Consider the following 15,143-nt stretch of genomic DNA (forward strand, 5'->3'; position numbering starts at 1 on the left):
TCCCCTTGAAAAAGCCCACTTATTGGTATAAATTTCGTTTATGCTTCCCTGATGGCAAAAAATATCCGCAGACTGGTAAAGATCATACTTATTGTAGCCGGTGTACTTACCTTATTGGTGTTGGGTACCGGCTGGTATCTTAATCAACACTGGAATAAACTGCTGAAACAGGAGCTTCAGGGCTATGTAACCGATCTGTCGGACAGTCTTTATACCGTTAAGTTCGAGGAACTGCACCTGGACGTGCTTTCCGGCAGTATAACTATTAACAAAGCCAGCATGACGGCCGATTCCGTTGTTTATCAACGCCTGTTGTCGCAACAACGGGCGCCGGCCGATATTTACACCATCAGCGTGGACCGGCTGGAACTTAAATACTTTAAGCCCTGGCGCTATTTTTTCGGGAAAGACCTCAACGCTGGTATCCTCAAGGTAACCAGCCCCAGTATCATTATGGATCAAAACGCCACCGTGAAAGATACCAGCACCCCGAAAACAGCCTACCAGAATATCTCTGCCAAAATGAAATCCATTTTTATAGGTAAGCTGGTACTGGACAGCACCAACTTCAAATATATTTTTACCCGGAAAGACTCGTCCCGGGTGATTCATCAATTCCACAATCTGAGTGTACAAATCAATGATTTCCTCATAGACTCGGTAGCCCTGGATGATCCCACCCGTTTTTTATATGCCCGCAATTACGAAATAGGGATGAAGGACTATATGAACAGAACCCGGGATAGCCTTTACTGGATGTATGTTCGCGGAATCCGGTATGACGCAGCCCAACGCACCGTGAATATTAGCCAGTTTGAATTGCAATCCCGTTATGATAAAGCCGCCTTCCAGAAAAAGACCGGCGTGCAGCAGGACCGGTTTGAAGTGGTATTTAACGATATCAGCCTGCGCAACCTTAATCCACGTCTTTTATTACAGGAGCAGCAGATCTGGGCTGAGCGGGCAAATATCCAGAGCGGAAAACTGGATATTTACAGGAACCGCATGATGCCTATGCCTCCCGGCAATAAACTGGGTCAATATCCCCACCAGCTGCTGGCTAAGCTGAAAATCCCCGTGAATATTGATACGCTTACCGGCAATAACATCGATATCCGGTATACAGAATTGAGCCCGGTTACGGAACAAACCGGGTATATCAATTTCAGTCATGTACACGGTTTGTTCCGTAACATCACCAATATTGATAGCATGGTAGCCAAAAACAGGCACCTCACAGCCGATTTTGATGCAATATTTATGAAAAGCGGTAAACTAACCGCCCGGTTTGATTTTCTGCTGAACGATAAAGGCGGCAGTTTTGGCGTTTCCGGCCGGCTGAATAACATGAACGGCAAAGATCTGAACGTTATCACCCAGCCAATGGGGAAAATCGAGATCAGGTCGTGCGATATCCAGGATCTTACCTTTAATATTAATGGAGATGAGCGAAGGGCGAAGGGCCATGTAAAACTGCTGTACCAAAATCTTAAAATTGCCGTTTTAAAGCAAAATAAGGATCACGATGGATTTAAACGCAAAGGGCTCATTAGTCTCGTAGCTAACGCATTGGTAATCAATTCAGAGAACCCATCCAAAAATGAAAAAGTCCGTACCGCGGATGTTGCTTACGCCCGGGACATCCAAAAGTCCTTTTTTAACCTGGTGTGGAAAACTTTATTTACAGGCGTAAAAGACATTGCTGGTGCAGGAAATCTCTAGTGGAAAAAATGATGGATCCTCACCACATAAAAACAGCCCTTCTTTTGTGGAAATAAGGCTTATTTTTCGTATTTTTGCATGATTGTCTACCGATTTTATTTCTAATAGATTTTACACCAACATATGAGCGAAGAATTAGTGCAAGCACCCAGCCCCAGCAGCAACGGATATGATGCAGGGAGTATACAGGTATTGGAAGGACTGGAAGCCGTTAGGAAGCGTCCGGCCATGTATATCGGCGATATTGGCGTCAAGGGTCTCCACCACCTTGTTTATGAGGTAGTAGATAACTCTATCGATGAAGCATTGGCGGGGTACTGCAAAAACATCGATGTTACCATCCTGGAAGATAACTCCATCCGTGTAAAGGATGATGGCCGTGGTATTCCAACCGGCATTATCCCGAAGGAAGGCCGTTCTGCCCTGGAAGTGGTAATGACGGTACTCCACGCCGGTGGTAAATTTGACAAGAATACCTACAAGGTGTCCGGTGGTTTGCACGGTGTGGGTGTGAGTTGCGTAAACGCATTGAGCGACAGGCTTTATGTAACTGTAGAACGTGAAGGCAAATTATTTGAACAGGAATTTCATCGTGGCGCGCCACAGTATCCTGCACGTGAAATAGGTACCAGTGAAGTAACCGGAACCACCATTCACTTTAAACCCGATGGTGAAATCTTCAAAGAAACCACCTACAACCGCGAAATACTTGCTGGTCGTTTGCGTGAGCTGTCTTACCTGAACCGTAAAATCAAGATCACTTTAACCGACGAACGTGAAAAAGATGAAGAAGGTAACTTCTTCTCTGAAACTTTCTACAGTGAAGGTGGTATCCGCGAGTTTATCCAGATGCTCGACAAAAATGGCCGCCGTAACCCGATATTGCTGAATCCAATTTATGTAGAAGTACATGAGCCGGTTTCAAATGTAGCCGTAGAGGTAGCACTGGTATACAACGACGCATTCAGTGAGAACATTTTCTCCTACGTAAATAATATCAACACCATTGAAGGAGGTACACACGTAGCCGGTTTCCGCCGTGCTATCACCCGTGTATTTAAATCTTATGGTGATAAAAATAAAATGTTTGAGAAGTCGAAGATCGAAGTTACCGGCGACGACTTCCGTGAAGGACTGAGCGCTATTATCAGCGTAAAAGTTCCTGAACCACAGTTTGAAGGACAAACCAAAACCAAGCTCGGTAACTCCGATGTAATGGGTGTGGTAGATAGTTCTGTTGCCGGAGTACTGGAGGCATTCCTGGAAGAAAATCCGCGTGAAGCAAAGCAGATCATCAATAAGGTGGTATTGGCTGCGCAGGCCCGTGAAGCCGCCCGTAAAGCACGTCAGCTGGTACAACGCAAAAGCGTAATGACCGGTAGCGGCTTACCAGGTAAACTGGCCGATTGCTCCGATAACGATCCTACCAAATGTGAGCTGTACCTTGTCGAAGGAGACTCCGCAGGTGGTACCGCCAAACAGGGACGTAACCGTAACTACCAGGCCATCCTGCCACTCCGTGGTAAAATCCTCAACGTGGAAAAAGCAATGGAGCATAAGATCTACGAGGATAATGAAATCAAAAATATCTTTACTGCACTGGGCGTTACCATTGGTACAGAAGAAGATGATAAAGCACTGAACCTTTCCAAACTGCGCTATCACAAGCTCATCATCATGACGGATGCCGACGTGGATGGTAGCCACATTGCCACACTGATCCTGACCTTCGTTTTCCGTTATATGAAAGCAATGGTTGAACAGGGTTACGTGTACATTGCGCAACCACCACTGTATCTCGTGAAAAAAGGTAAAGAACAAACTTACGCCTGGACAGAAGAACAGCGTAAGGAAGCGACCGTAAGGCTCGCTGGCGGCGGTAAGGAAGACAGCGTAACCATTCAGCGTTATAAAGGTTTGGGTGAGATGAACGCAGAACAGCTGTGGGATACTACCATGAACCCTGAACACCGTACCCTGAAACAGGTAACCATTGAAAGCGCCGCAGAAGCTGACCGCGTATTCAGTATGCTGATGGGTGATGAAGTTCCTCCACGCAGGGCATTCATCGAATCACATGCGAAGTATGCTAAGATTGATGCTTAATTACGTATATACGTTATAGTTATAAACAAAAAATCCTGCCGTTTCAGCGGCAGGATTTTTTGTTTTATCATCTGAAAATAATCTCTTTATCCTTCTCTCGTAAGAATATAATTTGCCAACACCTGGTACAGGAACACACCTATCAGCATAGCAGTAACAACTATATTGAAGGCATCATTAATAACAAATGCCAACACAGTACCCAATACGCCCAACAATGCCAGCCCTGCGGTATACCACGTAATAATCCGGCGGTTCTTTTTGCTTTCAGGTATATAAAATCCCGCAGCCGGCAGCAACATAATACCACTGCAAAGACACAATGCCAACAATCCCTGCAGATGCGAGAACAGGAACGCCGCACCTGCTGCTAACGATACACATAACAGGATCCCTACTACATTAGACACCTGTGTTTGTTCTTTGCTCAATGCGTATCTGCCGTATGGATTCAGGCGCAGGAACAGGTTACTCACCGGCGTAATGAGCCAGGTAGAAAGCGCCAGGAACGCCAACAGTACGTATACCGGGAAGAATACCCTGCTGGCGATTTGTGTGAGTATAAAGATGGCAATGATAATGATCCATTGTGTACGCGCTTTTTGCCGCGCCATAAAAAAAGCATAGTTCAGGAACTGCCGGTACAGCCAGTACCTGGCTTTCATGGCTTGCACCATACCCTGCCGCGCCCATTCATTATTAGGGTCCAGTTTCAACGACTCCCTGAAATGCTCCAGCGACTTCCGGTGATCACCGGCCTCCAGCCACTTCTGGCCGAGGTTGGCGTGGGTATAGGCATTTTCGGGATTGTGCTCCAATGCCTCATGCAAATTGGAAAATGCTTCTTCCTTTTTGCCCAGCCGGAACAACGCATGGGAACGGAGATTAAGACAGGCTTCATCTTCCGGGTTAATAGCCAATCCCTCTTCCGCCTTGTGGAGCGCGGCTTCATATTCTTTCCTCGACAACAAAATCTGGCTCCACATGGCAAAATAATTCACCCGGTAAGGGTTTATAGCCACTGCATTGCTGATGGTCCTGATAGCTTCGTTAAATTGATTCTTTGCAAAAGCGATCCTGGACAACAGGTACAGGAAACGATCATCGTATGGCGCAAAGCTGAGGGTATTGCTTGCTATCTGGGATGCTTCTGCCGTGTTGCCTGTTTCCAGGTAACAGATCGCCAGCAGGTACAATCCGTCGGTATCGTGGGCATTGGTGCTCAGGTGCTGACGTAATGCTGCAAAGGCATCTTGGAAGCGGCCTTGTTGTACTAAAATCTGAGCGCGCTGAATTAATACAGCCATAAACGTTATTTCTTAATATCCAGGTATTTCAATACATCATCATAAAGACCGGTTTCATTTGAATACAGCGCATAATTACGGGCAGTATTAAACCATTCCCTTGTGGTGGGTTTATGTATTTTGGCGGCTTTTAATAATTCCTTCTGTGTAATGGGCTGTGGTACGCCTTTCTGCAAGGCTTCCAACAGTTTCTCTTCTATCGCAATATCCACAATCGCTTTAAGGTCGGCGCCGGAGTAGCCCGGAGTGGCCTTTGCCAGGGCGTTGTAATTAATATCGCTTACCGGTTTATTGCGTAATTGTAACTTCAGGATTTCTTCCCTGCCTTCCGTTTCCGGTGGCGCCACAAAAATGATCCGGTCGAAACGGCCCGGGCGGCGGAATGCAGGATCCAGGCTCCACGGAGCATTGGTGGCGCCAATAATGAGAATGTTCTCATTGCTGGCGGCAATACCATCCATTTCTGCGAGGAACTGATTAATAATATGCGTTGCGCCCGACTGCCGGAGCGCTGTACGGTTAGCGCCTAGTGCATCTACCTCATCAAAAAACAAAACACAGGGCTTACTCTGACGGGCCAGCTCAAACAAGCTATGCAGATTTTTTTCACTGGTACCCACCCACATGTCCAGCACATCATGAATGCCTACATTTATAAACTCCGCCTGTATTTGTCCTGCGGTGGCTTTGGCCAGGTATGTTTTACCGCATCCCGGAGGGCCATACAGCAAGATACCGCCACCGGCTTTTTTTCCATAGGCTTTATAAAGATCTGGGAACTGCAGGGGCTTGATGATCTTCAGATCTATTTCCTGCTTTTCTCTTTCCATACCACCTACATCTGAAAAATTAATTTCAGGTTTTTCCAGCATGAACAGGCTCTCACTTTCTTCTTCTTCCTCATCTTCTCCGTTAAAGGAAACAGATGGTTGTTGCGCTACCCTGAAAAGCCCGTCCAGCGCTTCATCACGGAAGCCCGGATTTATTTGCAGCAAATGCTGATATATTTCTTTGGCAGACGGCATAGATTGTTCCTTCACCAGGATGCGGCAATGCAGCAGCAGCGCATCAAAATGGTCCGGCTCCCGGTTTTCCAGTTGTTCCAGTACCACAATGGCAGCAGAATATTTATGCTGATGATAAAAGGTGCGCGCCAGGCCAAGCTGTGCAGCAGTATTAGAAGACGACAGTTCCAGTACTTTTCTGTATTGTTCTTCTGCGGCAGTATATTCATAATCCTGCAGCAGTACCTGCGCCAGATGCATACGTAAAGGCACATTCTCCGGTGAAAACTGCACCGCCTCCTGTAATTGCTTTATTACTTCCGATGACATAATGTGCTTCTTTTAATTATTCAGTAACCCCGTAATAATACGCAATTCGGCCGCAAAAAAAGTGTTAATTGTGCCTAAATCCCCACGTCCATCAAAAATATACTCCTCATTCTATCTATATATATTTTATTTAATTAATAAATATTTATATATATTGCAGCCATATTATCCCTATGCCAACAGAACCTAACCAGTATCCTATGTCAAATTAACTAATGGCCGGCTGCACAAAAGCGGCCGGCAATGGTTTCGTTTCGTTAAAAAACGGCATGCCTAAACTATAATGTTATGAGAATGAAACTCTTAATGGTAGCCGTTATTGCTGCTTTAGGAACGATCCTTTGTTCCTGTGATAAAAAGACCGAAACAACACCAGCCAGCAGCTTCTACTTTAAAATGGATGGCGTTAAATACCAGTCAAATGCCACAGAAGCATACCTTACCGATACTGTATATGCCGGCAAAAAGACCCTGGTGATAGATGGTGTTACCAATAACTTCGGCCATCATATGGAGCTGATGATCACTTTTCCGGATTCACTGAAAGCGGGTACTTATATAGAAGATGTGGAAATGTCGCTGATGAATATCCAGGAAAAAGAACCGGGTTACCTGAGTAAAAATATCAAAGTAATTATAACGAGCATTAATAGTAAACACGCGGAGGGGACATTCTCCGGTGTATTAATAAGTGGTGAAACAGAAAAACCTTTAACGGACGGGACTTTTAAAGTCGAAATTTATTGAACACATTTGATGAACTTTCTCACATGCCCCTCCTTTAAAGGCGGGGCTTTTTAATTCGTACGTACGTTAAGGTTATATTATTTTGTTTGTTGTTTACCCTGAGTTAACAATTAATTCCTATCTCATTTTAGCGCACTGTTAACATTAAAGTTAAATCGAACTCCCATTTCTGATAGTATTTAAACACTAAATAGCCCTAAACGGCTCCTTTTTAGGATGTTTTAGGCACTTCTTAACAATTCCGTAATGATCTGTTAACATTCTGGTTGCATCAGACTGTTTCCTTTGCACCTGTAAATACTTACAAAACAGTTTATGAAATCATTCTTTACGCTATTAGCTAGCTTCATTGTAATTCTATGTTACAGCGCGAACGCACAGGTGACCACTTCCGTTATATCGGGTAAAGTATCCGATCCGGGTGGACAGGCCATTCCCGGCGTTACAGTAGTAATAGTAAATAACAGCACCGGCGCCAAATCAGGCGTACAAACCAACACTGATGGCCGTTATAATCTGCCTAACCTGAATCCAGGCGGCCCTTACACTATCACTGTTTCATTCATTGGGTATAAGAAAGAAGTAAAATCAGATGTTAACCTCGGACTGGGAACCACCAGTTTCAACTTTAAATTACAGGAAGAATCCACTGCACTGAGTGAAGTGGTGGTAACAGGTAATGCCGGTGCAGGCAAATCCGGTACCAGAGTAGGACAGGAGCAGATTAAAGCGCTCCCTACACTGAGCCGCAGCCTGCAGGACCTTACCAAAGTAACGCCGCAGAGCAACAACAACTCCTTCCTGGGCACCAACTACCGTTACAATAACGTAACTGTAGATGGCGCTATCAACAACGACGCCATTGGTTTCAGCCCTTCACTGGGTGGACAAAGCAACACCAGCGGTCAGCCAGGCAGCAGCACCCGTACCAACCCGGTATCTGTAGATGCCATCCAGGATATACAGGTGTTACTGGCTCCCTTCGATGTGAAAGTTGGTAACTTCCTCGGTGGTAGCGTAAATGCCGTAACCCGCAGCGGTACCAACGAAGTACACGGTTCCATCTACGGATTTGGCCGCAACGCTTCTATGGTTGGTAAAAACAACGCCGGCGACGGTTCTAAATTACCAAGCGATTTTCATGAGTACCAGACCGGTGTTCGTCTCGGTTTCCCCATCATCAAAAACAAATTATTCTTCTTCACCAACGAAGAAATTACCCGCCGTGTGGATCCGGTGATCCTCGGTGCAGGTTCTACTGATGGCGGTGGCATCTTAACAGAAAAAGACGCTGCTGATATCACCGCATTGATGAAAACATACGGCGTAGATCCGGGTACCGCAGGTAACACCAGCATCTATTCCAACTCTAATAAATTCTTCAACAGGATCGACTGGCACATCAATGGAAAACACCAGTTGTCTGTTCGTAACAACACCATCACTTCCGAAGCTACCAACCTGGAACGCGATCAGCAAAACTTCCGTTTCAAGGGCATCGACTTCAAACAGGTAAATAACCAGACCTCCACTGTAGCTGAACTGAAAAGTAACTTTAACAGCGGTTTCTCCAACAGCTTGATTCTCGGTTACTCCAATGTACACGATTACAGGGATCCACTGTCTGATCCGGCTACACCACAGATCCAGATTAAAGGAAGAACACCAGGTTCTACCATCTTCCTGGGTACCGACCGTGAAGCCAGTATCTTCAACATGAAACAAAAAACATTTGAAATAACTGACAACGTAACCCTGTTCAAAGGAAATCACACTATTACCCTCGGTACACACAATGAGTTTTACAACATCACCTATGGTTTTGTAAACTCCTGGAATGGCCGTCTGGATTACAACAGCGTTGAAGACTTCCTGGCTAACAATCCTGCACGTGTACGTGGTAACTATAACTACACCAACAACTCCCGTGATTATATCATGGCTAATCCTCCTGCCCAGTTCAAAGCAAACCTGCTGAGCGTTTACGGACAGGATGAAATCCAGCTGACTGACCGTTTCAGGATTACTCCAGGTATCCGTTTGGATTACACAGGTATTCCCAACAAACAGCCGTTGAGTGATAAAACAATCAAATCACCGGAAGATCCTAATTACGGCACCACTTACAACTATACCAAACCAAAGGATATCAAAAATGACTTCCTGAATAATGTGCAGATCTCTCCGCGCTTAGGATTCAACTACGATATCAAAGGCGATAACAGCCTGGTACTGCGTGGCGGTTCCGGTTTATTCACCGGCCGTATTCCTTTCGCATGGGTTGGTTATGCTTACTATAACAATGGTGTTACTTACGGCGCTTACGATCAGAAAAGTAGCAAACCATTTGTTAACGCACCGCTGCCTGCAGCAAAACCATCCCAGAATGGTATCGCAGACTTCGCCTCTCAGAACGGTGTAGACGTTAAAAATGCTGCCGGCGCTACACAGGTGGATATGATCGACAACAACTTCAAAATGCCGCAGGTATGGAGAAGCAGCCTCGCATTGGATTACACCACCCACGACCAGTGGAAGTTCTCCATCGAAGGTATCTATACCAAAGTAATCAAGGATCTGATGTTCCAGCAGGTAAACCTGGCGGATAATCCAACTTACTTTGCATACGATGTAAACAAGCAACAGCCTATCTACACCGGTTCTAAAATCAATCCTTTATATACTAACGCTTACCTGTTATCCAACACCGATAAAGGTTACCGTTACAGCATCACCGGCCAGGTATCCAAAACATTCCCTTTTGGTTTGAACTTCATGGTGGCTTACACTTACGGACAGGCAAAAGATATCACCAATGGTATCCGCAACTCGATGGAATCAAACTGGCAGCTGAACCAGGCGCTGAATCCTAACAATCCAGGACTGGCTTACTCTAACTTTGACATCCGTAACCGTATCGTTGCTACCGTTGCTTACAAACAGGATTGGGGCACTAAAGGCAAATGGGTATCTAACTTCTCTGCCTTCTTCAATACCTCTTCCGGTACACCGTTCTCTTATGGTTTAGTGAATGCTACCATCAACGGTACACCACAGCAGGTGAGCCTCACCTACATCCCGAAAGATGTGGCTGAAGCAACCAACTTCTTTACCGATAAAGCAGGCGGACCAACCGCTGCTCAACAGGCAAATGATTTCATGAACTATGTTAACAGCAATAGCTACCTGAGTGGCCGTAAAGGTCAGTTCACTGAACGTAACGGCGGCCGCACACCGTGGAACACACAGGCCGACTTCCGTTTCGCGCAGGACTATAACTTTAAAGCAGGTAAGAAAGTACATACCATCACGTTAACTTACGATATCGTGAACGTTACTAACCTGTTGAACAAAGACTGGGGTATTCAGTACTTCACACCTAACACCTTTAACTCAATGGCGAGTGTTGGTTTGAGCCCTACCGGTAAAGTGGTTAACAATTATCCTACTTATACTTTCAGTAAACCAGGCACTCCATACTCAAAAGATTTCTTTGCATCGCGTCACCAGATGCAGCTGGGCCTGAGATACAGCTTCTAATTCAGCTTGTCTTAATAAAACGTAAAAGAGGTTGTTCCATACGGAACAACCTCTTTTTTTGGTATTACATCTCCAGTGTAATTATTTAATAGCAAACACTGCTCTTACTTCTGCACGGATCTTAATGGTTTTGAAATCAATATCAGAAGCTGCTTCTGCACTATCTGCTGATTTAGCCATGTAGTTACTCATCATAGGACGAACATCAGAATAATTATCTGTATTCATTTCCTGAATTTCGATCACACCATCTGTTTTATTACCAATAGCGGAAAGCATATACTCTGCTTTTTCTTTCGCAGCCTGTAGCGCCTTAATTTTTACTTCCTTACGGTAAGCTTCCATTTTGCTGGAAGAGTAAGAGGCTATCCTGGCATTTTCAATACCTTCTGCATCTACTGCGCCGAGGATTTCATTGATTTTATCCAGCTTGCTTAATTTAAGACGGTATTGTTTGCGCGCCATAAATTCCTGCGGATCTTTCTTCTTCCTTAAAATCTCAAAGTTGTTACCATATACATTTTCAATGGTGAAATCGGCTTTCGGAATTCCTGCGTCAGATACGGCTTTCTGCAGTTGTTTTTCGAGTGTGCTGATTTCCACTTTGGTTTTTCCTTTAAGATATTCTCTTAAAGAGATGTTGAAATAAATTTCGTCCGGTGTGATTTCCATTTCTGCGGATCCGTTTACTTCAATCTTCTTTACCGGAGGCTGCTTATCTGTTTGCTGTGCAAAAGTGCTCAGTGCAAAAAATAATCCTGCTGCTAATAACATTACTTTTTTCATGTGTCGATGTTTTCTATTGTTAAAAAAATTAGTGTTTGTTGTTATTTACACCCTCATGATGCGGGGTTAAAAAGTGTTTCCACAAAAGGGGATTTATAAAATTTTGTTAATGCAATAGTTACAGAAATAGAATTATACATTTCATATTAGTTATGAAACGATTACAAAGGAATTATGTTACAGGGGAAGAATTATTTCCGGCTATCAGTCATAGCTTTCAGGAAGTCGTACAGGTCGTTCATATGACGGATACGGGAAGCCACCAGCATAAAGTTTTTACCAACCTGTTTTAGTTTGGCGTTGTTGGTACGGGTTTGTATATACGTTAATATATGATTGAACGTAGGGGATTCGAAGTAAGGAGAATCCGGGTTATTGATAAAGTAGCAACGCAGGTTTTCTTCTTTCAGCATCATTTTCTCGAAGCCGAGCTGTATGGCCATCCAGCGGCAGCGGATAGCGGTGAGCAGGTCTTTCACCGGTTCCGGCATGGGGCCGAAGCGGTCTATCATATCATTGGCGAAAGCCTGTAATTTGCCTTCTTCCGTGATGTTATCCAACTCCTGGTAAAGGTTAAGTCTTTCCTGGATGCTTTCAATATAAGTATCGGGGATCAGTATTTCCAGGTCTGTATCAATGGTACAGTCGCTCACGAAATCTTTCTTTTCTTCCAGCTGATCTTTAAACAGGTCGCGGAATTCATTTTGTTTCAGTTCCCGGATGGCCTCGTCCAGGATTTTCTGGTACATATCAAAGCCTATTTCGGCCATGAATCCGCTCTGTTCACCACCCAGCAGGTTACCGGCGCCACGGATATCGAGGTCGCGCATGGCGATCTGGAAACCGCTGCCCAGTTCACTGTGTTGCTCCAGCGTTTGCAGGCGTTTCCGGCTATCGGAAGGCAGCGTGCTCATAGGCGGCGCCAACAGGTAACAGAAAGCCTTTTTATTACTGCGGCCTACACGGCCACGTAACTGATGCAGATCACTCAACCCGAAATGATGAGCGTTATTAATGATGATGGTATTGGCGTTTGGAATATCCACACCACTTTCCACTATGTTGGTACACACCAGCACATCGTACTTGCGGTCAATGAAATCGAGGATCACTTCTTCCAGCTGATGCCCTTCCAGCTGCCCGTGCGCGGTAGCGATGGACAGATCGGGGCAAAGTCCCTGTATGAGGCCCGCCATTTCTTTCAGGCCCTTTACCCTGTTGTGGATAAAGTAAACCTGTCCGCCTCTCTCGGCTTCATAATAAATAGCTTCGCGGATCAGGTCCTGGTTAAACACCTGTACTTCCGTTTCAATGGCCTGGCGGTTTGGCGGCGGCGTATTGATTACGGAGAGGTCGCGGGCGCCCATCAGTGAAAACTGGAGCGTACGCGGTATAGGCGTTGCCGTTAGTGTAAGGGTATCTACGTTATGTTTTATCTGTTTCAGTTTTTCTTTGGCAGAAACACCGAATTTTTGTTCTTCATCTACCACCAGCACGCCAAGGTCTTTAAACTTCACTTCCTTGCCCAGTAAGGCATGCGTACCGATAATGATATCGATCTTTCCTTCTTCGAGGCGTTTAAGCGTTTCCTTTTTTTCTTTGGAAGATTTAAACCTGTTGAGGTAATCAACAGTGCAGGGAAAGTCTTTCAGGCGGTCTGCAAATGTTTTATAGTGCTGGAAAGCGAGGATGGTAGTAGGCACCAGTACGGCGGCCTGTTTACCATCAACAATGGATTTAAACGCTGCGCGGATGGCGACTTCTGTTTTACCGAAACCTACATCTCCGCACACCAGCCTGTCCATTGGCGCCGGCGATTCCATATCACGTTTCACATCCGCGGTGGCCTTGCTCTGATCCGGCGTATCTTCATAGATGAAAGACGCTTCCAGTTCAGTTTGCAGATAGGTATCCGGCGTATGTGCAAAGCCTTGCTGGGCTTTACGTACGGCATACAACTGGATCAGGTCTTTGGCTATATCTTTTACCTGCGTTTTGGCTTTCTCCTTCAGTTTATCCCAGGCATCGCTGCCCAGTTTATTCACTTTAGGTTCCACGCCTTCTTTGCCGGTGTATTTACTGATTTTATGCAGGGAGTTGATATTTACATACAACAGGTCGTTGTTTTTGTAAATAATGCGGATAGCTTCCTGCATTTTACCACCTACTTCAATTTTCTGCAAGCCGCTGTACATTCCCACACCATGATCGATGTGTGTTACAAAATCGCCCGACTGCAGCTCCCGCAAGGTTTTCATGGTAATTGCCTTATTCTTGTTGTAGGCTTGCTTTACCTTGTACTTGTGGAAGCGCTGGAAGATCTGGTGATCCGTATAACACGCCAGTTTCAGCGAATGATCAATAAACCCGCTACTGATGGCAACAGGGATAGGGAAGAATACAAAATCTGCTTTGAGGTCCTCGAAGATACTACGCAAACGTTCCAGCTGACGCGGATTGTCTGAGAATATAAAGAGGGAGTATTTATTGCTGTTATGTTTACCGAGATCTTTGATCAGCAGATCAAACTGCCGGTTAAACACGGGTTGTTCCTGTGTATCGAAGGCGATGAGCTGTGGCTGGTAACCGTTGTCTGTAAGCCAGTCTTTGTTACCAAAAACAATCGTTGGCTTTTGCAACAGTTGTTCCAGCAGTGGCGCCGCTTTCACAAAGTCTTCTTCCTTCAGCACCATTTCTTCATCTTCATCCACTTTCACTTTCTGACCGGTGAGCAGGAAATCATCCAGCCGTTGTTCCATTTGTTCTATCACACCTTTTACATAGGAAGGATCTTTCATCCATACTACGGTATTGGCGGGAAGGAATTCGGTGAGTGGTGTTTTGCTGTGGTCTGCCGCATGGGTGTCCATGTTGGCGATCAGTGTTACCTGTGTGAGTTTGCGTTCACTGAGCTGTGATTCCGGATCAAACAGGCGGATAGAATCTATATCTTCTCCAAATAATTCAATACGGTAAGGCTTTTCGTTACCAAAGGAATAGATATCAAGGATACCGCCCCTTACGGCATACTGACCGGGTTCATACACAAAATCGGTGGCGTGAAAACCCCAGCCGATGAGTTGTTCCAGCAGTGGATCTACTTTCAGTACATCGCCTACTTTCAGTTGTACCATGTTGGCGCTGAAAGCCTGGTTACCGGCTACTTTCTCCCAGAGTGCTTCCGGATAGGTGACCAGGATCTTCTTCCTTACGGTATCTCCGGAAAGCTTCATGAGTGCTTCTGTACGGAGCATACTATGGCTGCCGTTGATTTCATGAAACTGACCAGCTTTCTTAAAAGAGTCGGGGAAATAGAAAATATCCAGTGCCTGGCTGAGTTGCTCCAGGTCGTTATGGAAATAGGCTGCCTCCTCCCTATCGTTTAAGATAAAGAGATGGTTTGCATCTGCATGCGCCCAGGTGCTGACTGCCACAAAATTTATTGCGCTTCCACTAATGGAGGAGAGCTGAAAGTATTGTGGGGTGGGTGATTGTATCCCCTTCACCAGCGACTGCAGGCGCGCATCACGTTGAAATAGTTGTAATACAGCCTGTAAATTCATGAAGAATGCAAAGGTACGAAGATTTACCGATTTTGAAA

At 45.2% G+C, this 15,143-nt stretch carries 8 protein-coding genes; 4 read left to right on the forward strand and 4 right to left on the reverse strand.

Features of this window, described 5'->3' with window-relative positions:
* Positions 1 to 51: 51 nt before the first annotated feature.
* Together V7S65_RS20025 and gyrB are read left to right on the forward strand one after the other, a co-directional pair.
* Positions 52 to 1,722, forward strand: coding sequence for a hypothetical protein (locus V7S65_RS20025; RefSeq protein ID WP_336387810.1), 1,671 nt, complete (start codon positions 52 to 54; stop codon positions 1,720 to 1,722).
* 123 nt (positions 1,723 to 1,845) lie between these two features.
* On the forward strand, positions 1,846 to 3,828 hold the full coding sequence (gene gyrB, locus V7S65_RS20030) for a DNA topoisomerase (ATP-hydrolyzing) subunit B (protein WP_079469829.1): 1,983 nt from the start codon (positions 1,846 to 1,848) through the stop codon (positions 3,826 to 3,828).
* Positions 3,829 to 3,914: 86 nt separating this feature from the next.
* Here gyrB and V7S65_RS20035 read toward each other — a convergent pair whose 3' ends face one another.
* Positions 3,915 to 5,135, reverse strand: a complete 1,221-nt coding sequence (locus tag V7S65_RS20035; RefSeq protein ID WP_079469830.1) for a tetratricopeptide repeat protein — start codon at positions 5,133 to 5,135, stop codon at positions 3,915 to 3,917.
* Between the two features lie 5 nt (positions 5,136 to 5,140).
* Entirely contained in the window at positions 5,141 to 6,469 is a 1,329-nt protein-coding gene (locus V7S65_RS20040; protein ID WP_336387809.1) for an AAA family ATPase, read from the reverse strand.
* Positions 6,470 to 6,757: 288 nt separating this feature from the next.
* Between V7S65_RS20040 and V7S65_RS20045 the strand changes: the two genes are divergently transcribed.
* Both V7S65_RS20045 and V7S65_RS20050 read left to right on the forward strand, forming a co-directional pair.
* Entirely contained in the window at positions 6,758 to 7,216 is a 459-nt protein-coding gene (locus tag V7S65_RS20045) for a hypothetical protein (RefSeq protein ID WP_133256120.1), read from the forward strand.
* A gap of 315 nt (positions 7,217 to 7,531) precedes the next feature.
* Positions 7,532 to 10,756: a TonB-dependent receptor gene (locus V7S65_RS20050; RefSeq protein WP_336387808.1), complete on the forward strand. Its 3,225-nt coding sequence runs from the start codon at positions 7,532 to 7,534 to the stop codon at positions 10,754 to 10,756.
* Positions 10,757 to 10,837: 81 nt separating this feature from the next.
* On the opposite strand, the gene V7S65_RS20055 is transcribed toward V7S65_RS20050, so the two are convergent.
* Together V7S65_RS20055 and mfd are read right to left on the reverse strand one after the other, a co-directional pair.
* The gene (locus tag V7S65_RS20055; protein ID WP_079469834.1) at positions 10,838 to 11,542 is read right to left on the reverse strand and encodes an SIMPL domain-containing protein; all 705 of its coding nucleotides are present in this window, start codon (positions 11,540 to 11,542) and stop codon (positions 10,838 to 10,840) included.
* 191 nt (positions 11,543 to 11,733) lie between these two features.
* Positions 11,734 to 15,105 carry a transcription-repair coupling factor gene (gene mfd, locus V7S65_RS20060; RefSeq protein WP_111577043.1) on the reverse strand — a complete coding sequence of 1,124 codons (3,372 nt, stop codon included), beginning with the start codon at positions 15,103 to 15,105 and terminating at the stop codon, positions 11,734 to 11,736.
* Positions 15,106 to 15,143 lie beyond the last annotated feature (38 nt).

The sequence above is a fragment of the Chitinophaga sp. CCNWYY40 genome (genome assembly GCF_037483205.1).
Lineage (GTDB): Bacteria > Bacteroidota > Bacteroidia > Chitinophagales > Chitinophagaceae > Chitinophaga > Chitinophaga ginsengisegetis.